The organism is Bacillus sp. FSL R5-0512 (assembly GCF_038593295.1).
Classification (GTDB): Bacteria; Bacillota; Bacilli; order Bacillales; family Bacillaceae; genus Bacillus; species Bacillus safensis.
In genome coordinates this window covers 268,402-292,321 of sequence record NZ_CP151982.1, presented here as the reverse complement: position 1 = coordinate 292,321, position 23,920 = coordinate 268,402, and the positions used below count along the sequence as shown (strand labels likewise).

The window sequence follows — 23,920 nt, the reverse complement described above, 5'->3', positions numbered from 1 at the left end:
TTGGATTAATCATTAATTTGAGAGGGATAAAGTGTCATTCCGCCATCCACAAATAAGGTGGTGCCTGTGATATATGCCGCTTCCTTAGAAACGAGGAATGCAGCAGCGGACCCAATCTCCTTCGGTTCACCAAAGGTTCTCATCGGAATTTTCTCAAGCTGCTTTTGTTTTTTCAATTCATCCTGTAAATCATCATTCGATTCGGTTGCCATGGTACCCGGCGCAATCGCGTTGATTCGAATACCCGCTTCGGCATAATCAAGAGCCAGCGTCTTCGTCATCATATTCATTCCGCCCTTTGAAGTGGAATAATGAACGTTGAACGGGCGCGGAATTTCCTGATGGACACTGGAAATGTTTAAAATGGACCCTTTGATGTCATGCTCCATCATATAGGCGAGCGCAGCCTTTGCGCCTAAAAATGCACCTGTGATATTCACATCGATGACGTTTTGCCATTGCTCCAGCGTCATCTCATGCGGCAGCGCTTCTTCGCCGTTGAAGCCTGAATTATTGACGAATACATCTACTGTACCGAAATGCTCCAGTGCTGTATCCATGATGGCTTGGATGCCTTCCTCTTTGGAGACATCTGCGTGTACTTTCACCGCCCCACCTCCGTGCTTCTGAATGGCTTGTACGGTCTCTTCAGCTCCATCTTCATCGCCTTTATAGTTCACAACCACATTCATTTCCTCTTGTCCAAACCGCAATGCGATCGCTTGTCCAATTCCTTTTGAAGAGCCTGTGACAATGGCTGTTTTCCCTTTTAAATCTTGATACATCTTTATTTCCTCCATTCACGTGCTTCATCTTGTTGATACACAATGGTTACCCATTTTGGAAAAAACAAAAACACAACCCTCTGTATTCGTACTCTAAGAGGATTGTGCGTTTCATCAAGCTAAAAGGTGTTATAGACATTTTCACACGTTTCGGCGGTTGGCTGATAAAAGCAATGCGACTTATACCTTGCCACAAACGGCTGATTGTACCAAGTCGCCGGACAATCGCCAGGCGGTTTAAAATACCAAAGGCTGAATTTTGCCGGCCAAAAACGTTCTCCGTTAATATTTCTCCGCGCAAGTGTTTTTTCCGTTTCTCGTGCTCGTTGATAAAAGTAACCATGCGTGACCGCTTCGAATGCATGCTCCTGATAAATCATTTGTGGAATCGTACGCAGCCCTTTAAAGTCAGAGCAGTTGGCACGCAAACGATTGATGCCCACGTTTCCTACGAGCAGCATCCCTCGCCTCCCTTCACCTTCTGCCTCTGCTCTCAGCAGTCTGGCCATTAAATCAATATCAGAGCTTGTCGCTCTTACCACTGCCATATATCCACCTCCAGTTCGTTTCTCTTTTATTTTATGTAGTGTTTCTGTGTAGATGACTGCCATTTTTACATGAAAAAGCATGTTCAGTGTCGGCAGCCTGTCTAAATTTGCTGGACATGTGTCTCGCTGCCAACAACACTCAAACCAAGTGACCATATACATAACAGGAAGAAATATTCATTACTATATACTCATTTACAAGTCATAAAAATCCTTCTAATTGCGACATCATCTTCAAAAACAGTCATTTGAACCTATTCAATAATCCGACTCAAAACCTTAAAATATAAAATGTTGAGTTTCTACAGGAGATATCAAATAATAAATTACAAGTTTCTCCTCTCAACTTAGTGTCATTTTTACTACTTGAAGCCAATCAACCTCAGAAACGCACTGAGGTATTGACAGTACTTTCGCTTCATTCTACAGTAAAAAACATACAGTATTTTTCTTTTTGTGCAAAAAGAACGATATGAACTACAGCTTTTCAATGAAATTCATCATAAACCCGAGGAGGAAAACACGCCATGTTTAAAAAGAAATTATCCCTGTTTCTTCTGATCTTGTGTGTAACTGTTGTCGCTGCTGCTTGTAGTGGTGGAAAAGACAAAACAGCTGCGAAAGAAAACGATACCAAAAAATCTCTTGATGCAGCAGAGGTAAAGGTAGAAAGTGCTGAGTACACATTACCACCTCAATACGATACATCTGTACAGGATGATCAGTATGTACTAAAAGTGAATGTATCTGTAAAAAATATCAGCAAAGAGCCTCTCAATGTTGATAAAAGCAACTTCACGCTTTACCAAGATGACGCACAGGTATCTACGATCTCTCCAGATGACTACAACGAAGTATTATCTTCAAGCTCTTTAAATGCAGACAAAGTCACAAAAGGCGGTCTTTTCTTTGTTGTTGATAAAGAAAAAGACTATCAGCTTGTGTACACAGAGCCAGGCAGTGGTTCTAAAAAAGATGACAAAACACTAGAGTTCGATATTAAAGGTAAAGACTTAATGAAAAAAGCAGATACACTTCAAGCATCTGCAAAAGCTCTTTCTTCTTATATTGATGTGATGATTTTTGGTAAGAAAAACGACGATTTCGAAAAACTAACAGGTGATAACAAATCAACTGTTGTGAACGAATTTGATAAATCATTCAAGCAAGGCTATATCACTTCTTCTGGTATTTCTTCTAGCTCAGCGAAGGACGAAAACCTTGATAAGCTTTTAAAAGCAGTGAAAGAAACATTAGCTGAAAAATCAAAAGTATCAACAAAAACAAAAGCGATCAGTGGTGATAAAGCTGTCGTGACTGTCACTCTTACACCAATCGATGCAAGTCCGCTTGTCGATCGTTTGAAAGAGAAAGCAACTGAGTTCTACAGCAAAAACCGTTCAGCTTCTTACGATGAAGCGCAAAAATACTTACTTTCGATTTACCCAGATGAGTTTAAAAAATTAGGACCATCATCTTCTGAAGAAACAGTAGAAGTCAACATGAAGAAAAATGATATCGACCAATGGAAACTTGATTTGAACGATTACAAAACAAGCTCATTAGTTGAGAAATTCATCAAGAACTAAAGGAAAACCCCCGATCCCGGGGGTTTTTTGTTATGATTTATCATCTGGTTTGGCGAACGTGCCCCCCCTCTATCATAAAAAACCAGAATATAGTCAAGTTATCTTATCCTTGACAACATTTCTTTCTATAATCAGTGTTCCTTTCTTTAGCTTGATCACTATGAGATATTCAATCCTGATTATTCTTTTTTGTACTTAAGATTTTTTCTTCTTATTTGTGTTAAAGATGAAGTGTAAACTCGAAGTAAAAAAAGTACCCTCATTCTTTATTTCATACTGGGGCGGTGATTGTTGTTGCAGGAGCTGGTTATGTAATTGCTACAGAAGCCAACAAGCACAGGAATAAAAAATATAACCATTATGAAGCTGTTATCCGGGGCGGAGTATATATTGGAAAAGGAATAAGTAAGTCACAAGCAATTGCTAGAATGAAATCAAGAAAGGATACTTGGTCTACTTCTAGAAGTCAGTCAAGAGGTGTTGCAGCTGCAGCTAATCCAAAAGGTGATCCAATAAATGAAGTAGATAAATATAAATCTAAGCCCAAGAAATTGGTATTATTATCACTGGCATCCCTATAAAAGAACTCCAAAGGCTCATGCTTTCTACGGAGGTCCTGTTAAATAGTTAATAGAGGTGAATAATGTATTATTACGAAAAGCTATATAAACAATATTTATATAAAAAAGATCAATTGATTTTTACTAAAGAACAAGTCGTTGAAATGATAACGTCTAAATTTAAAGCTAGAGAATTTTCAAAAACAAAGATTTTAGATTTAGTAAATGATGATCACTTTGAATATACTAAGATATATAAATGTTTTGTCATTGATGATCCGAGTATATTGATTCAATTGTTTTCGAATGAGGAAAAAAAGGATCATCGTGAACAAGTACTTCATAATCGTCTTCATCCGTTAAACCCTAAAAGAGTAAAAGAATGGGAGTATAATCACTTATTGCTTGATGAACAAGAAGGTAGAAGAATTGATATCATTTTAGAAAGTAAAGATGGATTATATGTTTCAGAATTTACCGTAAGAGATAGTTGCGAAAAGCTTAATAGGTATATAAATGCTTTAATTGAAGGTGCACTTATCGAAAATGGGTTAGAAGAATATCCTGATGGTATTCATGACGAGTATTTTCAATTTTATTTAGAGAACTTGGATCAATTCGGTTTCTTAAACTGAAAAATACGATGATCGGCATTCACTTGAAAACGCCCTCTATCAAAGAGGGCGTTTCTTTATTTCGCAAGCATCCATTTCTCTTTCATAAACAAGCTTCTGACGATGACAAACAGGATGACGACTGCCAGTGCTGAGGAGCCGAGTGTCAGGGCGATGGACATTGGATCGATGATACCAAACATCAATTGCTTACATAGCGCATGAATATTAAGGAATGGGATGGCAAAGTAATACGTATCTAGCTGCGTAGCACCTGCTCTCATGGTAAAGAACATTGGGAGCACACCTAGTGTAATGATCATGGACATGTACGACTGCGCTTCTTTCACTGAGCTTGAAACGACACTGAGTAGCAGTTCAATCATCGATACCATGAAGGAGAAAATGATTAACGCCGCAAACATGACGCCGATAATGCTCCACATTTGATCACCAAAGTTCAGAGCTTGCTTCAGCTTTTCTGTAAAGAGCAAAGTGGATAGAAGCAGCATCCCGATCGCCACAATCCCACTTAAAATACCGAACATAGAGACAGCGAGCCATTTTCCGATGAGAATCTGGAGTCTGCTGGCCGGTGTCAGGAATAAGGCTTCAATTGATTTTCGGTCTTTTTCACCTGCTACAATATCAAGCGCAGCCGGCAAAGCTCCTGAGATGACGGAGGTTACCAAAATCATCGGAAGGAGAATCGACAACAGCATAGCGGTCACTCCATTTTCCCCTTCATCACCTTCTTCTACATCAACGGATTGCACTTCAAATGGATGAATAACGGACGTGTCGATTTGATCCGCTGCTAAACGCTTCTCGACTACTTGGTTTTGATACTGCTCCAGCAATGATTGCAGCATTTGAACCGTGATCACCGAATCATCATCTGTCGTATATCCATGAATTTTAATGGCGAATGGCTTTTGATGCTTGAGCATATCACCTGCTTCTTTCGGCATTTCCAGGTAAGCATTTGCCTTACCATCCTTGACGGCTTGCTGCGGATCATCAAATGTTTCAAGGTTTAGGTTTTTGACCTCTTTGATCATTTGGTTCATTTCGGCTGGAAGCTGTTCATTGATGGCGACTGTATAGGCTTTATCCCCTGGATCTGCAATCATGCTTTCATAAAAGAACACCAGCCCAAGCATGGTCAAAAGAGGAATCAGTACGGTTAAGAGCAATGTTTTTCGATCCCTTAGCGCATCTGTCATTTCTTTTAAAAAGACGGTTTTCCACATTATGAAATCCCCCTAGCGAGCTTCGACATAAAGATATAGTTCAAGTCTTCACTTTGTTCCTGTGCATATAATTCTGGAAGTGTCCCTTTGTACACAAGCTCTCCTTGATGAATCATCATGACACTGTCGCAAAGCTGGCTGACTTCTTCCATGATGTGGCTTGAAAAGAGGATCGTTTTATTTTGCTGCTTGAGCTGATGGATAAAATCTCTGAAAATATTACTCGATGTGATATCTAAGCCTGTTGTCGGCTCATCAAATAAGATAATGTCAGGATCATGAATTAACGTTCTGGCAATCGCCACCTTTTGTTTCATTCCTCTTGAGAATCCTTTCACCTTGCGATCCATATATTGTCTCATTCCAAAACGCTTTGCCAAATCCTCTATTCTTGCTTTGATTGCATGCTGATCTAAGCCATACAATTTACCAAAGTATTCAAGGTTTTCTCGTGCCGTCAAACGATCGTAAAGCCCCGTCTCTCCGCCAAACAAGACACCAATTCGTTTTTTCACTTCTGTTGCTTCTTTCACTGTATCAAAGCCTGCGACAGTGACTGTTCCGTGTGTAGGCTCTAATAATGTGGCTACAGCGCGCAATAATGTCGTTTTTCCTGCACCATTTTCTCCAAGGATGCCAACGACTTCCCCTTCCTTCACGGAGAACGTCATATGTTTCATCGCTTTTACGACCTTTTTCTTATCTTTAAACCAGCAGCTGCAATCGCTGAGAGTAATCATTTGGTTCGCCCCTTTCAACTTTCTAAGTCTATGATAGAAAAAATAACGCTTGCCTGATATAAAAATGTCGCGAAACGTCCTTTTTCTGTCTTGAAATGATCTATTTCAAAAAAACAAATGGTAAAATAGACAAATAATAAGAATAGTCATAGGTGATTTTTATGATAAAAGTAGGTCTCGTCGACGATTACCGAGTAGATTTAGAAAAGCTGCACGCCATTGTAGGCAGGATGGAGGCTGTGGACATTGTCTTTGTCACGCAGTCAGCAGAGGATGCATATGAGAAGGTCAAAAAAGGAGACATTGATCTGTTGTTCGCTGACATTGAAATGCCTGGAATGTCCGGCTATGAACTAGCGGACCTCATTCACTCTCACGCACTGAATGTCGATGTGGTCTTTGTGACAGGAAACAGTGGATATGCGGTCCATGCGTTTGATTTGAATGTACATGATTATATTATGAAGCCCTACCAAGCTGATCGAATTGCCAAATGCTTAGAGCGTTATATGTCCACCAAGCAGGAGAAAAGCATTCATGGACGGCTTCTCATTAAACAGCAGTCAGATATTCATGTGCTGCAGAAAAAGGATGTCATTTTTGTTGAACGAACGGGCCGCTCAACAACTATCGTGACAACGACAGGAGATATTCAGACCTATCAGACATTAAACGAGTTAAAGGGCGATCTGGCTGAAAAGGATTTTATCCGCTCCCACCGATCGTTTATCATCAATATTCATTACATTAAGAATTTCTCGGCGTATGCTAAAAATTCGTATATCGTGTCTTTTGAAGGTACAGATAAAAAAGCCATGATGACCAAGCAGCAATTAGAATTCTTTAAGAAATACTATTTTTAAGGAGAACGAACGTGAACGCTTTCTATCTTGGATTTCGCATTTATGCCCTCATATGGTTAGGTCTTGCGTTTCATGCAGCTGCTGAAGCCTTTCTGCCGTTACCATCCATTGTGTTGTGGCTTCTTACCTTTTGCGCGATGTGTGTTTATACATTTTTCATGTACAAAAGATTTTTGCCTCATACGAGTGGTGATGTGATATTAGGCGCTTTTCTACTCATCACCTGCGCAGGTCTTTTGCTGTTTGTAACGCAACCGAATGGGCTGACCTATCTTTTGGCGCTCATCATGATGGTGACAGTTGATATCCTCTCATTGAAGGTGATGCAGACAGAAAAACAGTTAAATGGACGGCTTCAAGAGCTCATAAAAGCAGAATCAAGAACCAACGAATTACTTCTTGAGATGCGCAGTAAACATCATGAAACAGCCAGACATTTAAATGCCTTTTCCTCGTCGAACGACGAGCGTGAGATCAAAGATTTGATTCAGCAATACGTCAAACATTTCCCATGGATGAAAGGCGAAAATGCTTATTTGGCCTCTACCCTACACTCCTTTTTGGAGCGGGCTGAGAAAGAGGACATTGCACTTTCACTAGACCTTCAAGCACCCTTTTCATCGCTTCCCTTTTCAAAGGCGGATCAGGTTAGTTTTACTGGCAACCTGCTTGATAATGCCCTAGATGCAGCGATTGAAGCGAAGCAAGCCGGAAAAGAGGGCAGCATCTCGGTCACGACCTCTATTCGGAGCGGATTATTTTTAATCCATTGTGAAAACAGCACAAAAGGTATGGAAAAACACGTGCTAGATCATTTATTCAAAACTTTTGGACGTTCGACAAAAGGCGGCGATCATCAAGGCATGGGGACGTATATCATTCAACAGCTTGTTGAAAAGGCAGACGGTACACTTGATTTCACTTACCGTTCTCCAAATTTGCGGCTCGTCATCAAAATCCCTCTCACCATGTCATAAAAAAAAGGTGCATAGCTGCACCTTTTTTTAGTGTTAAGAGAAGATTTTATCAATTTGATTGATTTCCTCTTCTGTTAATTGAACATCGTTTGTTTTTAGGTTTTGCAGCACTTGGTCTGCTCGTTTTGCCCCTGGAATAATAGCATCAATGCCATCCTGCGCTAAGAGCCAAGCGAGTGCGACGTGTGCTGTTTCTGCATTCTTTGATTGGGCAATGGCTTTCAGCTTGTCTACTTTTTCGAGATTTGAAAGGAATGCATCGCCTTGGAAAAGCGGGTCCTTTGCTCGAATATCATCAAATGTCGCATCCTTTGTAAATTTCCCGGTCAACAAGCCTGATGCCAATGGGAAATAAGGAATAAAGGAGATCCCATGCTCGACGCAGTATGGAAGAAGATCCTGCTCTGCCTGACGTTTCAGCAGAGAATACTCCGATTGAAGCACGTCTAAGTAGCCATCTCGGTTAAAGGCTTGAAGCTGTTCAAAATCAAGGTTTGATGCACCGATTGCCCTGATTTTCCCTTCATCCTTCAATTCCTTTAATGTGCCTGCTACTTCTTCGAGCGGCGTGCGTCCGTCCGGGAAATGCATATAGTACAAGTCAATATAATCAGTTTGCAGCCGTTTCAGGCTATTTTCGACCTGCCCTCTTAAGAAATCACGGCTGTTATCAAGTTCAATTTGGCCGTTTACTTCCTTATGAGCCCCTTTTGTCGCAAGGACAAGCTTTTCTCTGCCGCCTCTTTTGGCAATGATCTCACCGATTAATTCCTCTGAACGGCCCAGCCCATAAATAAAAGCAGAATCTAGGAAATTGACACCTTGATCAAGAGCCGTCTCCACAAGCTCCCGTCCAGCATCCTCACTTAGATTCGGGAATAAATTATGCCCGCCTACTGCATTCGTACCAAGCCCTATCGGATTTACCTGCAAATCAGTTCGTCCAAGCGTTACCTTTTTCAAAAGCTCATCTCCCTTATCTACATAATCATCCTTATTTTCCCACGAATCATTTCCAACATTCAAGTATACCGCTCTCTAAAAATCAACCTGCAGGTGGACGCTGCGAAAATAGAAGATGCGTATGATGAAGATAGACTAAAACGAAAAGGAGATCTTCTCATGACCATTCAAATTGTCATCATTATAATTATTCTGCTTTTAAGAACAGGCAAGGAAAAAGAAATCCGCCCCATCAGGCTTCTCATAGGACCACTCATTTTATTAGGCACACTCTCTTATTCCTTTACCCAGCATATTGAAATTACGGCGATGAACCTGCTTGCAATGATTGTCTTTGCACTCACAGGTTTTGCAATCGGGCTATGGAGAGGTAAACTATACAAAGTAACATATGATCAACAGTCGGGGCGTATCACCGCCGCCAGCTCACTCTATGGAACACTTTTTTTCATTGGAATCATCCTTATCCGGATGACAGTAGGTTCAATTGTACAGGATGGCGGTCATTCCCTGATTATTTTCGCAAATGGCCTGACATTCCTTCCAATCGGCAGTATGATCGGATTACGTTTTATTCTTTTAAAAAAATATATGAACATCAAGGCAGCTGCTGCTATTAACTGACAGACAGGAGTTTTTGATATGAACCTTCAGCAGCCACTCAAGCTTTTAGGTCAAATAAGGCGAAAATTCGTATTAGGCCTTGTATTGATCTATATGTATATTCAAATGTATGAGCCCCTTTCAATAGGCGAATTGGTGTTTCGAACCTTCGTCTATTTGGTGTTTCTCCTTTGTCTTTTTCCAAAAAGCAAGCTGTCACCTAAAAAGCAATTTTCTATGCTCTTCTTAATGTGGATTCTGACACATCTCTTGTGGCTGGTGACAGGTCAGATTCAAGACAGTATTGGGCTGACCTTTTTTATGATCGGCTTTATCGCTTTTCGTTTTTCAGAGGCGCATCATCCCTATCTATTTGCTATCATCTTTTTCACTAGTGGAATCAGCTATTATGTAAACGATTTTTCTTGGAACATGGTGATCACTCTCCCGCTATTCCAGCTGCTTGTGTATACACTTGTTTTGATTTCTAGAATGCGGCGGCGTGAACAGGAATTAAAGGAAGAACACTTCGGAGAATTGCAATTGGTTCACAAGGAATTATCAGAAGCCCATGAACAATTGAAAAAGGCGCATATGGAGCTTGAAGAAGCGACCGTTCAATCTCTCCAATTTGCAGTGCTGGAGGAGCGAAGCAGAATTGCACGTGACCTGCATGACAGCATCGGACACCAATTAACCTCGATGATTGTCCAGCTGCAGTCTTTGCCCTACCGTTTAAAGCAGGAAGAACCAGAGCAGATGGAGCAGACGTTTCAGGAGCTGATCAATATTTCCAAAAATTGTCTCACCGAGGTTCGTTCTGTGGTTCATCATATGGCGTCAGATGATGCAGGTCTCGGACTTGCCGGACTTCGCAGCCTCATCAAGCAAGGGGAGATATCGGGTGAGCTTGACATTCACTTTCATACAGAGCAGCTTACGTATAAAAAATGGCCGCTCTCCGTATCTGAACTGCTTTACCGCATTTTACAAGAAGCCATCACCAATACAATTCGCCATGCCAAGGCGACCGCGATGACCATTACACTATATAACCACCAGCATGAGCTGATGATGAACATTGAAGACGATGGATATTTGACCAGCGAAAAAGATCTTTCATTTGGCTTTGGGCTGTCAGGCATGAAAGCACGGTGTGACGCAGCAGGCGGTTCCCTCAAGACGTCCATACGCGACCCGCACGGCTTCTGTATTCATATTCAAATTCCTATCAAGGAGGACTCCAAGGCATGACAAACCCTATTAAAATTGGCATTATTGATGATCAGCCGCTGATCCGCCAAGGATTTCGTTATATTGCAAGCGCTCAAGAGGATATTAACGTCATATGGGAGGCGTCAGACGGTCAGGAGGCAGTTACGCTTTGCTCGACCAACACTCCAGACGTACTGCTGATGGATGTACAAATGCCTGGAATGGATGGCATCACAGCAACAGAGCACATTTTAAAAAAGCATCCAGATGTAAAAGTTGTGATTCTCACGACCTTTGATACGGAAGAATACGTCTTTGACGGAATTCGTGCAGGGGCAGTCGGTTATTTGCTGAAGGATACAATGCCTGAAGAATTAATTGAGGCCATCCGCACCGCCTTTGCTGGTGAATCTGTCTTTCGAACGGCAGCCTCTGAGCACATGATGGCACGAGCTCTTCAGCAGGCAAATGATACACATCACACTCATCTGCTTCACGAATCATTCACAGAACGTGAACGCGATGTATTACAGCAAATGGCCTATGGCTTAAAGAATGAAGACATTGCTGATCAATTATTTATCAGCAAAAGTACGGTAAAAACGCATGTGCACCGTATTTTACAAAAGCTCAATGCACAAGACCGTACACAGGCTGTCGTCTTCGCCATCCGGCACCGCCTCGTGAAATAAAAACTACCTTCACTTCAAGATTTTTATACAAAAAACATTTAAAACCTAAAATAAATCTATAAATCAATACTTATTAACTAGTATATTGTGCTTATTTAATTCCTTATTTTATAGGTGATTGTGTTAAAAATGATCAAAAATAGGGACTAAAACCTATTCCTCATCATGAATGAATTTCGATAGAATGAATAGTGCAAATCGTCATTAGGATATTTTCCCCTTTAACACCCGAATATACCATTCTATCTGTTTCTTTTTTCTTAGTCAGATAGCGGGAATGAAATGACGAAAGAAAAGCAAAGGAGCATCAACTGTGAATCTTAAAAAAATAAGTGCACTCCTCATGATTTCATTCGTGATGATCATCTCTGCAGCCTGCCAGGGCTCAGCCAAATCAACCGACGCTGATCAAAAGTCAACGAAAACAGCAGAGGTAAAAGTTAATAGCTACGAATATACGTTACCAGAAGACTCAACAACTACCCTGAGAGACAATGAATTGGTACTAAAAGTCAATCTGACGATCACAAATAAAGGTGACAAAGCCCTTTCATTATATAACTCTGACTTCTCCCTTTATCAGGACGATGCCAAAGTATCTGATTTAAAATTCTACGGCAGCAAAGACCGTCTTGACCTTGGTTCATTGAACAAAGGCAAGTCACTTTCAGGAGCTCTTTATTTCCTAGTAGACAAAGGGAAAAAATATCAGTTTGTCTATCAGGACAGCATCAAGAAAAACAGTGATTCCATCCAAATCGACCTAGATGGAAACAAAATACTCGATTCAGCAAAAAAGCTGGATAACCCAGCAAAAGCGTTATCCGCTTATACCGATATTATTGTTTTTGATAAAAAGAACGATGAATTCGCAGATTTAACGGGTGACAACCAATCGGATGTCGTCAATAAATACCATGAGATGTTTGTAAAGGACTTCAAAAGAAGTGCAGGAATATACGGAAATGAAGTGAGTGACCGAGATATTCTGTCGATGTACAAACGCATTCAAAACACCATGAAGGATAAAGCGAAAGTAGAAACAAGTGTGAAAACCATCTCTGATGACGAAGCAAAGGTTGTCGCTCAAGTAACAGGCATTGATGCTTCTAACTTAAAAGACAAGCTAGACAAGCAAAGAGACGAGTTTTACAACGGGAAAATCCGTTCTAAAGAAGAATTGTATAAAAAAAGCTTAAACATGTACGCATCTGAATTCGAAAAACTTCCTCCCGTTTCAAGCCCAGCTGAATATGAAGTGAAAATGAAACGTAATGGGGAGGGTCAATGGAAAATTGACCTCAATGATTATAATACAGAGCAGTACATGAGTGGTTTTATTAAAACGAGATAATATAAAAAAGACGCTGGCCTCTGAAGGTGCCGCGTCTTTTTTATATTATACTGTCGCCTCTTGCTCTTCTTTCACCGCTTTTTCGATATCTTTAAAACGGCTCGATACAGTCGACGCACTAATACCATACTTTTTCGCTACTTGTGCTTGAGATAGCGGGGCATCGCTTGCAAGTGAATGAATGTAGTATTCGATTCCGGCAGCAAATGACGCTGCTTTACGGATCACAGGTGATTTCTGATCACAGTAGGCTTTCCAAACCGTTAAAGCACCATCTGTCAGGCTTTGGTCACCGTGCTCCTTCATTCCGTCTTCAATCAGCTTAGCTGTTTCCAGCTGGACGTCACTTGCCCAGTCCATACGATCTGCTGATAGACCTGCATCGCCTTCTGTTTGAGCAGGTGTCTCTGATTCCTCTACTTCTTGCTTCGCAAACATACACTTCAGCACATCAGGAAATGATTCTCTCATAAATGTGCTGCGCGCTCCTCCATTTGCTTCATATGCGTCAACAAGCTGGCGGACCTGAAGAAGAAGAGTATCTGTAAACTCTTTCGCAAACATCGTATATTGAATGAAAAACTCTGCCTTTTCTTCAAATTGAACAGGAAAACCAAGCACGAGACTTCCCTTTTCAGGCAGTACCGTTTGATCAGGTTTTACATCTACTTCAACCTTCTCCGCTGTTATCATATTCTCAAAGTAAAGAGACTCGTCCGTTTTTTCATTTAATAAAAGCAATGATGGCTCCATGTCTGTCCAAGACTGGACCACTTGTCTTGTTTTCGGACGGGTAATATCCTCTGCCTTCTTCGTCAGGAATTCTTGGAAAATGGTCTCTTTCTGATCAGTTAATGGACGGAAGAAGATGCCCCATACACTCAAATGGAAAACTGAGATTTGTTGCGTTTCTTTATCCATATCTGCAAGGAAAGAAAACTCATTAATGAATTGATTGATCGCTCTTTGATGCTTAGAAAAAGCATAATTCATTAAATCCTTTTGGACTTGTACAGCTTCCTTAAACACAAGCTCAGACGTTTGTTCTCCGCCTGATTTTTGACCACAGCAATGTTTATATTTTTTTCCGCTTCCGCAAGGGCAGAGCGCATTTCGTTTAATTTTTCCCAAAATAAAACCTCCGACATTCTAGTCTAACCTCACTATTTTAACAAACGATTGCACAGGAGGGTTTCATTTTCAAGAAAAAAGAAAAATCAGAATGATCAGTTAAATTATAAAAACACCTGAAGATCACGATAGATCATAGGAAAGACAGACTTCCTCTGTTTATTTTCTCCAATCATACCAACAGATTTTCCTCAGCTCATTCCTTCGAATAACTGCTTTGCCTCAAAATAAAAGATTTGTACGAATTTCTTTGTATTGACTCTGCCCGTCGATCCTGCGGGAGAAGATGTCTTCTGCATTTCTTTCATTCTTTGGCTGACATCGGTAAAATCGAAAAACTTCGACGCGTAGTGCTCAAACTTAGGATTTGAGAAATCTGTTAATCCTAGTGAGGCAAAATGATTCAAGGAATGATGAATAGCTCGTCTAATCCGCTGTTCCGCCGCTTTCACTTCCCGCATCACCTCTACATCGGTTGCATCATGAGCCAGTTTTCTTTCTGCTGTTTTGATAAACAGCTGCTTTAGCGGCGGGAAATTGACCTCATGAGAATTGGCGGACTGTGTTTCATGTAAGTAGATGAGTATCTCCAGTAAATCCTTAGAGCCGCTCTCGCCGACAATTCCCAGCTCAGATAAGAGGAATTCCCCAGCTTCTTTCATCGTCCTTCTCTTCGCCTCAGCGCCCGCACCTTGAGAAATCACAGGCTCTAATGGCAGCACGTGGCGAAGAGAAGCTTGTATATCGTAAATCGATTTTTCCAGCTTGATACGCTCCATGACTTTTCGAATCACACTGACGATTTCAATGCGATTGACAGGCTTATGGATATAATATTCAATCCCTAGTTCATAGGCTTCTGCCATCATCTCTTTCGCCTCTACTTGGGAAATCATAATGACCTTGCCTTTGAATTCAGGGTGGATATGGCGGATGGTTTGAATGCCATCTCTAGCAGGCATTAAAAGATCAATCAAAAGGATGTCTACTTTCTTGAGGTTCAGTGAATGTGCCTCTAATCCAACTCCGTCACCCGCTTCATCTACGACCTCTCCCAAATCCTCATCCTCTATGATTTGACCTAAAATCGAGCGTATTGCACGATCATCATCTGCAATGAAGAATCGCATACACTCACCCTCTCTGTATTAAATTTTGTATAGGAAGGACAAGCAGAAATGCTGTACCTTTTGTTTCTTTTGGTTCGATTTGAATATGACCGCCAAGCTCTTGTACCAGCTCTCTCACATAGGATAAGCCAATCCCAGTAGACGGTGTTCCAAATGCATCAAATTTGGAGGTATACCCTGGATCAAACACAATCTCTCTCATTTTTTTAGGAATCCCTGGTCCATCATCTTCAATCCGAATCTCTATTTTATCATGACTTCCTTTCAATTCGAGTGAGATCATCCCGGTATCTTTTATTGCTTCGACTGCATTGGCCATTAAATTATTAATCAGCGATAAGAAAATAAACACATGATAATCATGCAGATGAATGCCCTTTATATCAGATGTAAAGGAGATGTTTTTCCCAAGAGATAGAGCATACTTCTCTTGAATGCGGATCACAATTTGAACGAGCTCTTCCGCCTTCATATAGTCTTGCATATTTTCCTTCGAAATCAGCTTTGAAAGCCCAGCATAAATACGCTGATTATCCTTTTTCACTTCATGAATTTCTCCTGCAAGCTTTAACAGCTCCTGACTCAATTTTTTCCCTGCTTCGTGTTCATGCAGCAGACGGTAAAGCCGGTATGATTCCTGTGTAATATGCTCTGTATGTTTTAACGTTTTCTTTAAATGCACCGTTTCTTCGTATAAATTCGATATGACCATCATCATATGCTCATTTTGTTTCATGATCTGCTTTTCTCTTGATTGCGCCTCATACAGCTTCATCATATTAAAAAAACTGATCACCACAAAGCTGTGAGCAAACGCAATGAGGAACATATCGCTCAGCTTTGATAAGGTCATCGTTGTATCAAACACTAAAAATTGTACAAACAGCTCGACAAAATCAGCAACTAATTCGATCATCAAACCGATGATCCCAATGAAAATAGAGCGCTGTTTAAAGCGTCCTGTACGGACAGCAAAAAACAGGAAAGCATAAGTGAAATAGAAAAAGAAGCTTGGGAATTGCTGATAAAATGAAGAAGCTAGATCAGCATTCTGCTGAATCAAATCTAAGCCTACCCGAAAAAGCACAATAGCTGCGCCTGTTAAAAATCCCGGCAATAGCGGTCTAGATTTTCTTAAGAGTAATAAGCAAAAGAAAAACGCAGGTGCGCCAAAGCTGATGCGAAACGTCTCATTCACAGGATAAAACTTCAGCTCTCCTGCAAGCGGCACAATGACCATCATAAAAATTAAAATGAATGCGTCCTTTTTGACAAGCTGATTTAAACTCAAATGACTGACATCCCTTCCCCTGTTTGCATAGCCACAGTATACAAGGAGTCTCTTTTCTCCACAATGTACAAAAAAATAATTTTCACTGCTCCTTTTATCCTCAAAACCCTTTTTTATGACTATTCTCCGGGGCAGCAAGGTGACCTTTCAGCTATTCAGTGTTTTGAGCATTGACGACAATAATCGACAGACTGATTTTTATTTGTAAGTTTTTCTGTAGATTTACGTCAGATTGTGTAGTTTCCAAGATAAATTGAATGAACAATTTTAGTGAAACTATATGTAAGCGTTTTCTGAATTTTCACTAAAAACCCTTTTTGTTTTTCCGCCGACAATGCCTTCATTTGTACATATATTTAGGTGTAAAGGAGTGGTGCAAGCAGCGCATGACAAGTTCTTTGAAGATGTGTAACATGTTTTCGTGCCTATTTGATCGCATTTTTTGTCATCCGCCAATTCAATAGGGTACTTTTTGATTTTTGATTGGAGGAATCGTATGAAAACAGCAATTTCTAACAATACACAACACGCATGCCAGTCTTCTGTTGATCAATGGGCAGAAGAAATACGTCCGTATTACACAAACGGGCAGAATGCTGGCTACATTCCAGCACTTGGAAAAGTGAATTCCTCTCAACTTGGTATCAGCGTGATAGGCCCAGATGGATCATCTGTACGATATGGTGATTGGGACGTTCCCTTTACCCTGCAAAGTATCTCAAAAGTCATCAGCTTTATAGCTGCCTGTTTAGGAAGAGGCGTACCTTACGTCTTGGATCGGGTAGATGTAGAGCCAACTGGTGATGCATTTAATTCCATCTACCGTCTTGAGATGCACAAACCAGGGAAGCCCTTTAATCCAATGATTAATGCTGGAGCTATTACCGTATCCTCCATCCTTCCCGGAAAGACTTCTACAGAAAAGCTAGCATATATTTTCGATTTAATCGAAAACTTAATAGGTAAGCGTCCTTCTGTTAATGAAGAGGTTTATCAATCAGAATGGGCAACTGCACATCGAAATCGGGCACTTGCTTATTATTTAAAGGAAACCAATTATTTAGAATCGGATGTCGAGGACACGTTAGAAGTGTATTTAAAGCAATGTTCCATCGAGGTCACAACAGAGGACATCGCCTTGATTGGACTGATTATATCAAGTGATGGCTACCATCCCTTTAAACAAGTCCAAGTCATCCCAAAGGATATCGCCAGACTAACAAAGGCATTGATGCTGACATGCGGCATGTATAATGCGTCTGGGAATTTTGCTGCTTTCGTAGGCGTTCCAGCCAAAAGTGGTGTGTCTGGAGGCATTATGGCTTGCGTTCCGCCAAGCGCAAGAAGAGAGTTCCCGTTTCAGACAGGCTGTGGAATTGGCATTTACGGTCCCGCCATTGACGATTGCGGAAATAGTATTACCGGTGTCATGATGCTGAAAAAGCTCGCCAAAGAGTGGGATCTCAGTATTTTTTAAAAAGAACAGTGATGAATTCGAAGAGGTGATGTTATGAACGAAAAAGCTTTGCTATCTTATTTAACACATACAAATGATTTTATTTGGACTTATATTGTGATTGCTCTGTTACTTGGTGTTGGGGTGTACTTCACATATAGAACACGCTTCCTGCAAGTAAGAATGATCAAAGAAATGTTGCGTGTCCTGAAGGAAGGAAGAAAAGAAAAAGAGGGAATATCACCGTTCCAAGCATTTGCCATCAGTATGGCAGCACGTGTAGGGACAGGGAATATCACAGGGATTGCTATCGCTATTGCCATTGGCGGCCCTGGCGCAATTTTTTGGATGTGGATCGTAGCCATTATTGGATCTGCCTCAAGTTTCGTTGAAAGTACACTAGCTCAAGTATATAAAGTAAAAGACAAAACAGGCTTCCGCGGTGGACCTGCTTATTACATGGAAAAAGGGTTAAACAAGCGCTGGATGGGGATTTTATTTGCGATCCTGATTACGATTTCTTTTGGAATCGTCTTTAATGCGGTTCAATCAAATACGATCACTGTCGCTTTTAAAAACTCCTTTGGTTTAGACCGTTTAACCGTCGGTATTGTGATGGCTGTCATTTTTGCAGCGATCATTTTCAAAGGAATCCAAGCGATCGCAAAGGCTTCTGAATACATTGTCGTTGTGCTTGCGGTTGCTTATATCGGAATTGCGTTCTTTGTCATTGTCACAAATATCACGGAACTTCCTGGTGTCATCAGCACGATTGTGAAACACGCCTTCGGTTTTGAACAGTTCGCTGGCGGTACGCTAGGCGGTGCCTTATTACAAGGAATTAAACGCGGTCTTTTCTCGAATGAAGCCGGTATGGGTAGTGCACCTAACGCAGCAGCAACAGCTGTCACCAGCCACCCTGTTAAACAAGGATTAATCCAAGCATTCGGCGTGTTAACAGATACGTTAATTATTTGTACAAGCACTGCCTTCCTTGTTCTGTTTTCTGATGCGTATAAAACAACAAACCTGCAAGGAATTGAATTAACGCAGGCTTCTCTTAGTCAGCACATTGGACCATGGGCCTCTGGCTTCCTTGCCATCATGATTTTCCTATTCGCGTTCAGTACATTGATCGGTAACTATTACTATGGGGAAACGAACATTGAATTCCTTGGAGCGAATAAAATTTGGCTGAACATCTATCGAATTGCTGTTATTGGAATGGTTCTGTTCGGTGCGGTTGCCACTGTTCCTCTCGTTTGGGGTCTAGCCGATCTCTTCATGGGACTCATGGTCATCGTCAACCTCATCGCCATTACCATGCTGTCTAAGGTCGCCTTCGCAGCACTGAAGGACTACACGAGACAGAAAAAAGAAGGCAAAGATCCTGTTTTCTATAAAAATGCCGTTCCAAACAATGAGAAAATTGAATGCTGGGACGACGAACCTGCTACATTGAAAAAGAATCAAATCGGATAAAGAAACAAAGCTCTGGTCAACTGATCAGAGCTTTGTTTCTTTATGTCAAAAATTCAAGTATAAGTTTGTTGACGACCTCTGGTTTCTCATGATTGATCCAATGAGAGGCATCATCGACAAAGATCAGCTGGCCATTTGGACAGATCTTGATCGTTTCCTTCGCCAGCTTTCTGCTTAAAAATTTGTCCTCCATCCCCCAGATCATGCGAACAGGGACGAGAATTCGTTTGGAAATCGGCTTTTCAAAGCCGCCTTTTTTGATGGCTCGATACCAATTCAGCATTGAGGTCAAGGCGCCTGGCTGCGTCCAAGCGAGCTTGTAGCTTGAGACATCTTCCTTCGTGAACAAATGCGGTCTTGCCGTCAGCCCAATGGCTTCATCCAGCTTTTGAAAGTGATTTTCTTGAAGTGCTGCCTCTGGAACATTCGGAAGCTGAAAAAAAGCGATATAGGAGCTTTTCTTCCACTGCGGCGGATAAAAAGGAAGAACCTTCATCATCACCCGCGGATGCGGCATATTGACAATGATTAATTTCTCGACATATTGAGAACGGGTTGAAGCCAAATGCCAAGCAACAGCTCCGCCCCAGTCATGTCCGCCGACAATCGCCTTTTGGTTCGGGCTCAGCGTCTTGATCAAACCCACAATATCATCTCTCAGTTTATCTAATACGTAGGATTCGACTCCTTCTGGCTTGTCACTTAGATGGTAGCCTCTTTGATCAGGAACAACAACACGATAGCCTGCCTCAGCCAAGGGGATGATTTGATTTTTCCAGCCGTACCAAAACTCAGGAAACCCGTGGAGCAGCACAAGCAGCGGGCCATTTTCCGGTCCAGCCATTGCTGTATGAAGTGTTACACCATTTGTTTGGATTGATTGAAACTCAATTTGTTCCATTCCTTTGCCACCCTTCTCCTTGTCCTTTTATTCTTCCAACATAGCATATTTTCCATTTTTCAGAAAATAAAAACACTCACAAAAAAACCTTCACACTCGTGAAGGTACAGATTGTTGACAAAGGGCTAAAATGATCTTGATTTTAGCCCTTTGTCTTCTTTTCAGCGTGATAGAAAACCTTTGCAGTCTAGGAAGGGCGAGTACCGGAGCGGAGCGAATTGGACATTCGTGAGCACCGGAGCGCAGACCTGACACCGAATGCGAGGGTTTGTCTACACGCTGAAACTTCACACTCGTGAAGGTCTTCGTCTATTTCATATAATTCAGCACCCAGATCAACCCATTTTTCCGGTCCTGTACTTGTCCGTGAAGTGCGCCAAAGAAGGTATCCTGTAATTCGACCAGTACATCTCCATCAGCTTCCAGCGCTTCATAGACAGCCTTTAGTTCTTCTTCATTGTCGAACTGCATGATCAATCTGAGATTCTCTGGCTTTGGCGTGCGTCCAAATGTATCTGAAAAATGAAGCAGTGATTCCCCAAGATGCAATTCAGCATGCAGGACACGGTCCTGATGTTCATTTAAGATCTGAATATCCCCACCAAAAATCCCTTGATAATATTGAAGAGATTCTTTCACATCTTCTACAACAATATAAGGACTAACACTTATCATATCCCTCATCCTCCTCTTGTTCCGTCCATCATCTCTTTTATAGCTTATCCCAAATCGTATGAAAAAAGGCACAAATCGTCAACGGATTTGCACCTTTTTCTCATGAAGATTTCGCTAATTCACTGTGTTTGTTTGAATACGCTGCATACATGACGACACCGATTAACAGCCAAACCCCAAAGTAAAGCCATGTCCGGCCTGGTAAGTTGAGCATAAGGAACAAGCAGCAGCCCATTGATATAATCGGCAAAACCGGCACAAAAGGAACCCTGAAGCCCCTCTCAAGCTGCTGATGTGTCTTTCTCAAAATAAGCACAGATAAACTGACCATGGCAAACGTTAATAACGCACCGATATTCGCTAAGTTGGACAGATCCTTCAAATCAATAAAGCCTGAAATAACAGCTGTCATTCCGCCAATCATCCATATGCTAGCAACAGGCGTATCACTTTTGTTTGTTTTTGAAAACACTTTAGGCAAAAGTCCGTCTCGGCCCATCGCATAGGCAATTCGAGTTGCCGCATAATTATTGGCGAAAATCACAGCCATCAATCCAATGACCGCACCAACCGAAATAATACCAGCCACACTATTTTGATGTACACTTTGCAGAACATATGACATAGCCTCTGTGACATTCAGCTGTGTATAGTGCACCATGCCTGTCATGACCAAACAAACGACAATGTAAATGATCGTACAAATAAGTAATGAACCTATGATCCCAATTGGCAGGTTTCGCTGCGGATTTTTCACCTCTTCTGCTGAAGCAGAAATTGCATCAAACCCTAAAAAGGCAAAAAACACAGCAGCAGCACCGGCAATGACACCTTCTGCGCCAAACGGCATAAACGGCTGCCAATTGGATGGCTGTACATAAAAGCCGCCTACTACAATGAAAAGAACAATAATACCGAGTTTCACAAACACCATGATATTATTAAATTTTTTACTTTCCTTCGTTCCTCTAGATAAGATCCACGCAATCAGTAAAGCAATGATAATCGCCGGCAGATTCATATATCCGCCTTGCTCCGGCCCCGCTAAAAATTGATGCGGAATCGAAATTCCAAATCCCTCGAGCAGGCTGTTGAAATAACTCGACCAGCCGCTGGCAACAGCTGAAGCAGTCAGCATATAGACAGATAATAAGGTCCATCCCATTAAATGGCCTACAAGCTCGCCCATGGTCGTATATGAATAAATGTATGCACTGCCGAATACAGGAAGCGCTGAAGCCATTTCTGCATAACAAAGTGCTGCCAAACTGCACACAATGGCTGCAATCGCAAAGGAGAAAATGACAGCCGGTCCTGCATCTTTAGCCGCTGTAATACCAGTTAACACCATAACCCCTGTACCAATCACTGCCCCTATACCAAGAAGCGTGAGATCGAGCCCGCCCAGCGTTTTCTTTACCTTTTGCTGTCTGCTCTGTTCCAACAAATCGTGAATGTGTTTCTTACGAAGAATATGTCGCAAACCCTTTCCCTCCAAAACGTTAGAAAAACAAAAAATCATTCAAATTTCATTATAGCAGAATAGGTACTAAGCATTCACAACCAATTCACGTAAATCTTTCTTCATGATTTTACCAAGCTTGTTTTTTGGCAGCTCACTGATGAAATGAATGGATGGCACTTTGTAATCTGCCAAACGTTCCTGACAATAGTTCACCACATCTTCTTCGCAGAAATCGGCGGATTCGTCTTTTACGATATATGCACTTGGCACTTCACCATACAATTCGTCCGGCACCCCGATGACAGCTGATTCAATCACACCTGGAATTTGTTCAATGACTTCTTCTACTTGATCAGGATAGATATTATCCCCACCGTATAAAATCACATCTTTGTATCTGCCTGTGATAAATAGAAACCCGTCTTTATCTAGATAGCCTGCATCTCCCATATGGAACCAGCCATCTTTGAGCACCTTCGCAGTAGCATCAGGCTGATGATAATAGCCTAAGAAATAAAATGGGCTTCTCATGACGACTTCGCCAATTTCTCCAGCTGGCAGTGTTTCCTCAGTCTCAGGATGAACGATTTTCACTTCTACATCTGGATCCACTTTACCAGCAGAGCCCATTTTATCCTCGCCCATCGCAGGGTGCCACGCACTGACAACCCATGCTTCCGTGCTTCCGTAGCCATGCATCATCTGAATGCCTGCTTCTTTGTAGTCCTTAATCAAACGGACCGGCACCTTCGTACCGCCAGAAATCGCAATTTCAAAGGATGAAAGGTCATACGAACCGCGTTTCATTTCTTCCAGCATGTACGTATAAGCTGATGGGAAAGCCATCATGAACGTTATTCTTTCTTTTTCGATCGTTTCTAAAATGCGCTTCGGTGTTGCATCATGTAAGAAAACTAGCGTATACCCCTCAATGGCAGCGGCGATCAGATGATTAATTGAACTCATATGATAGAGAGGGTGACTCGCCAAGTACCGTTTCCCTTTCAAGTCAAATCCTCGATTCCCGCGTCTTGTTAAAAATTGATAGATTCGTCCATGTCCGACCATACAGCCTTTTGGATTCCCCGTTGTCCCAGAGGTAAATAAGATCATCGCTAAATCCTCTTCTGTTACCTCTTCCGCAAGATCACTGCCATCATTTGAAGCCAATATGTCTTCAAACAGCTGCGTTGTTTTCGCATTTACACCAGATTCCACCATGAGACAGTTGTCTAAAGACACATTCACCGCAGCAATCATGTCACGGAATTCTCGGTCAAAAAATAAAGCCTTTGGCTCTGCTTTTTTCAAAATACCTTCCAGCTCAAAAGAAGTAAGCTGCCAGCTAAGCGGAACTGCGACTGCACCTGCTTTAATGGCTGCCAGCATAATCGTTGAAAAGTGATGATGGTTTTGACAAATAAAGCAAACGCGGTCACCTTTTCGAATTCCTTTTTGATGTAAGTAATGAGCAAGCTGGTCGATGCGTTTTGCATATTCTGCAAATGTATAAGACACCCCTCCGCCAGTTACCGCCTCAATTTGTGAAGAGCGTTCCATTCTGTCGTTGAGTAATGCCTGTAAAGTATTCAATATCTTCATCTCCAAACGTTTGATTTCCAATAGCCAATTT

At 41.5% G+C, this 23,920-nt stretch carries 23 protein-coding genes; 11 read left to right on the top strand and 12 right to left on the bottom strand.

All coding sequences use genetic code 11. From position 1 onward, the window contains the following. Nucleotides 1-5: 5 nt before the first annotated feature. A complete protein-coding gene (locus tag NSQ25_RS01600) occupies nucleotides 6-785 on the bottom strand; it encodes a glucose 1-dehydrogenase (protein WP_034283207.1) in 780 nt (259 codons plus the stop codon). 119 nt (nucleotides 786-904) lie between these two features. After that, nucleotides 905-1,333, bottom strand: a complete 429-nt coding sequence (locus NSQ25_RS01595; RefSeq protein ID WP_024424361.1) for a cell wall hydrolase — start codon at nucleotides 1,331-1,333, stop codon at nucleotides 905-907. 527 nt (nucleotides 1,334-1,860) lie between these two features. Here NSQ25_RS01595 and NSQ25_RS01590 point away from each other — a divergent pair. The 3 genes from NSQ25_RS01590 (at nucleotide 1,861) to NSQ25_RS01580 (ending at nucleotide 4,117) form a co-directional block, all read left to right on the top strand. Beyond that, a complete protein-coding gene (locus NSQ25_RS01590) occupies nucleotides 1,861-2,922 on the top strand; it encodes a DUF4352 domain-containing protein (protein WP_034283205.1) in 1,062 nt (353 codons plus the stop codon). Nucleotides 2,923-3,206: 284 nt separating this feature from the next. Further along, nucleotides 3,207-3,503, top strand: a complete 297-nt coding sequence (locus NSQ25_RS01585; protein WP_081123946.1) for a hypothetical protein — start codon at nucleotides 3,207-3,209, stop codon at nucleotides 3,501-3,503. Between the two features lie 62 nt (nucleotides 3,504-3,565). Continuing rightward, the gene (locus NSQ25_RS01580; protein WP_326136084.1) at nucleotides 3,566-4,117 is read left to right on the top strand and encodes a hypothetical protein; all 552 of its coding nucleotides are present in this window, start codon (nucleotides 3,566-3,568) and stop codon (nucleotides 4,115-4,117) included. Nucleotides 4,118-4,173: 56 nt separating this feature from the next. On the opposite strand, the gene NSQ25_RS01575 is transcribed toward NSQ25_RS01580, so the two are convergent. Continuing rightward, entirely contained in the window at nucleotides 4,174-5,349 is a 1,176-nt protein-coding gene (locus tag NSQ25_RS01575; RefSeq protein WP_326136085.1) for an ABC transporter permease, read from the bottom strand. Beyond that, nucleotides 5,349-6,089: an ATP-binding cassette domain-containing protein gene (locus tag NSQ25_RS01570; protein WP_251232535.1), complete on the bottom strand. Its 741-nt coding sequence runs from the start codon at nucleotides 6,087-6,089 to the stop codon at nucleotides 5,349-5,351. Before NSQ25_RS01570 ends, NSQ25_RS01575 begins: the two co-directional genes overlap by 1 nt. Nucleotides 6,090-6,250: 161 nt before the next feature. Between NSQ25_RS01570 and NSQ25_RS01565 the strand changes: the two genes are divergently transcribed. Then, nucleotides 6,251-6,952 carry a LytTR family DNA-binding domain-containing protein gene (locus NSQ25_RS01565; protein WP_025092773.1) on the top strand — a complete coding sequence of 234 codons (702 nt, stop codon included), beginning with the start codon at nucleotides 6,251-6,253 and terminating at the stop codon, nucleotides 6,950-6,952. Between the two features lie 11 nt (nucleotides 6,953-6,963). Next, nucleotides 6,964-7,929, top strand: a complete 966-nt coding sequence (locus NSQ25_RS01560; RefSeq protein WP_326136086.1) for a GHKL domain-containing protein — start codon at nucleotides 6,964-6,966, stop codon at nucleotides 7,927-7,929. Nucleotides 7,930-7,962: 33 nt separating this feature from the next. Here NSQ25_RS01560 and NSQ25_RS01555 read toward each other — a convergent pair whose 3' ends face one another. Then, nucleotides 7,963-8,892, bottom strand: coding sequence for an aldo/keto reductase (locus NSQ25_RS01555; protein ID WP_034283198.1), 930 nt, complete (start codon nucleotides 8,890-8,892; stop codon nucleotides 7,963-7,965). A gap of 159 nt (nucleotides 8,893-9,051) precedes the next feature. Here NSQ25_RS01555 and NSQ25_RS01550 point away from each other — a divergent pair, with 159 nt between their 5' ends. From NSQ25_RS01550 to NSQ25_RS01535, 4 genes are all read left to right on the top strand, one after another. Next, nucleotides 9,052-9,516: a DUF1453 domain-containing protein gene (locus NSQ25_RS01550; protein ID WP_326136087.1), complete on the top strand. Its 465-nt coding sequence runs from the start codon at nucleotides 9,052-9,054 to the stop codon at nucleotides 9,514-9,516. 18 nt (nucleotides 9,517-9,534) lie between these two features. Then, nucleotides 9,535-10,749 carry a sensor histidine kinase gene (locus NSQ25_RS01545; protein ID WP_326136088.1) on the top strand — a complete coding sequence of 405 codons (1,215 nt, stop codon included), beginning with the start codon at nucleotides 9,535-9,537 and terminating at the stop codon, nucleotides 10,747-10,749. After that, nucleotides 10,746-11,402, top strand: coding sequence for a response regulator transcription factor (locus tag NSQ25_RS01540; protein ID WP_176967356.1), 657 nt, complete (start codon nucleotides 10,746-10,748; stop codon nucleotides 11,400-11,402). Before NSQ25_RS01545 ends, NSQ25_RS01540 begins: the two co-directional genes overlap by 4 nt. Nucleotides 11,403-11,715: 313 nt before the next feature. Beyond that, on the top strand, nucleotides 11,716-12,756 hold the full coding sequence (locus NSQ25_RS01535; protein ID WP_326136089.1) for a DUF4352 domain-containing protein: 1,041 nt from the start codon (nucleotides 11,716-11,718) through the stop codon (nucleotides 12,754-12,756). Nucleotides 12,757-12,801: 45 nt separating this feature from the next. On the opposite strand, the gene NSQ25_RS01530 is transcribed toward NSQ25_RS01535, so the two are convergent. From NSQ25_RS01530 to NSQ25_RS01520, 3 genes are all read right to left on the bottom strand, one after another. Continuing rightward, nucleotides 12,802-13,887: an SEC-C metal-binding domain-containing protein gene (locus tag NSQ25_RS01530; protein WP_034283189.1), complete on the bottom strand. Its 1,086-nt coding sequence runs from the start codon at nucleotides 13,885-13,887 to the stop codon at nucleotides 12,802-12,804. Between the two features lie 191 nt (nucleotides 13,888-14,078). Further along, nucleotides 14,079-15,017: a response regulator gene (locus NSQ25_RS01525; protein WP_034283187.1), complete on the bottom strand. Its 939-nt coding sequence runs from the start codon at nucleotides 15,015-15,017 to the stop codon at nucleotides 14,079-14,081. Nucleotides 15,018-15,021: 4 nt separating this feature from the next. Continuing rightward, the gene (locus NSQ25_RS01520; RefSeq protein WP_034283184.1) at nucleotides 15,022-16,308 is read right to left on the bottom strand and encodes a sensor histidine kinase; all 1,287 of its coding nucleotides are present in this window, start codon (nucleotides 16,306-16,308) and stop codon (nucleotides 15,022-15,024) included. Nucleotides 16,309-16,804: 496 nt separating this feature from the next. On the opposite strand from NSQ25_RS01520, the gene NSQ25_RS01515 reads away from it, so the two are divergent. Both NSQ25_RS01515 and NSQ25_RS01510 read left to right on the top strand, forming a co-directional pair. Next, complete coding sequence (locus NSQ25_RS01515) at nucleotides 16,805-17,785, top strand: glutaminase (protein ID WP_267587813.1); 981 nt, start codon at nucleotides 16,805-16,807, stop codon at nucleotides 17,783-17,785. A 33-nt stretch (nucleotides 17,786-17,818) separates the two neighbouring features. Then, nucleotides 17,819-19,246 carry an alanine/glycine:cation symporter family protein gene (locus NSQ25_RS01510; protein ID WP_070326641.1) on the top strand — a complete coding sequence of 476 codons (1,428 nt, stop codon included), beginning with the start codon at nucleotides 17,819-17,821 and terminating at the stop codon, nucleotides 19,244-19,246. Between the two features lie 40 nt (nucleotides 19,247-19,286). Here NSQ25_RS01510 and NSQ25_RS01505 read toward each other — a convergent pair whose 3' ends face one another. From NSQ25_RS01505 to NSQ25_RS01490, 4 genes are all read right to left on the bottom strand, one after another. Continuing rightward, a complete protein-coding gene (locus NSQ25_RS01505; protein ID WP_034283180.1) occupies nucleotides 19,287-20,147 on the bottom strand; it encodes an alpha/beta hydrolase in 861 nt (286 codons plus the stop codon). A 309-nt stretch (nucleotides 20,148-20,456) separates the two neighbouring features. Next, entirely contained in the window at nucleotides 20,457-20,822 is a 366-nt protein-coding gene (locus NSQ25_RS01500) for a VOC family protein (RefSeq protein ID WP_025092526.1), read from the bottom strand. A gap of 100 nt (nucleotides 20,823-20,922) precedes the next feature. After that, nucleotides 20,923-22,305: an amino acid permease gene (locus NSQ25_RS01495; RefSeq protein ID WP_034283178.1), complete on the bottom strand. Its 1,383-nt coding sequence runs from the start codon at nucleotides 22,303-22,305 to the stop codon at nucleotides 20,923-20,925. Nucleotides 22,306-22,371: 66 nt separating this feature from the next. Beyond that, nucleotides 22,372-23,880: an AMP-binding protein gene (locus NSQ25_RS01490; protein ID WP_065215381.1), complete on the bottom strand. Its 1,509-nt coding sequence runs from the start codon at nucleotides 23,878-23,880 to the stop codon at nucleotides 22,372-22,374. Nucleotides 23,881-23,920 lie beyond the last annotated feature (40 nt).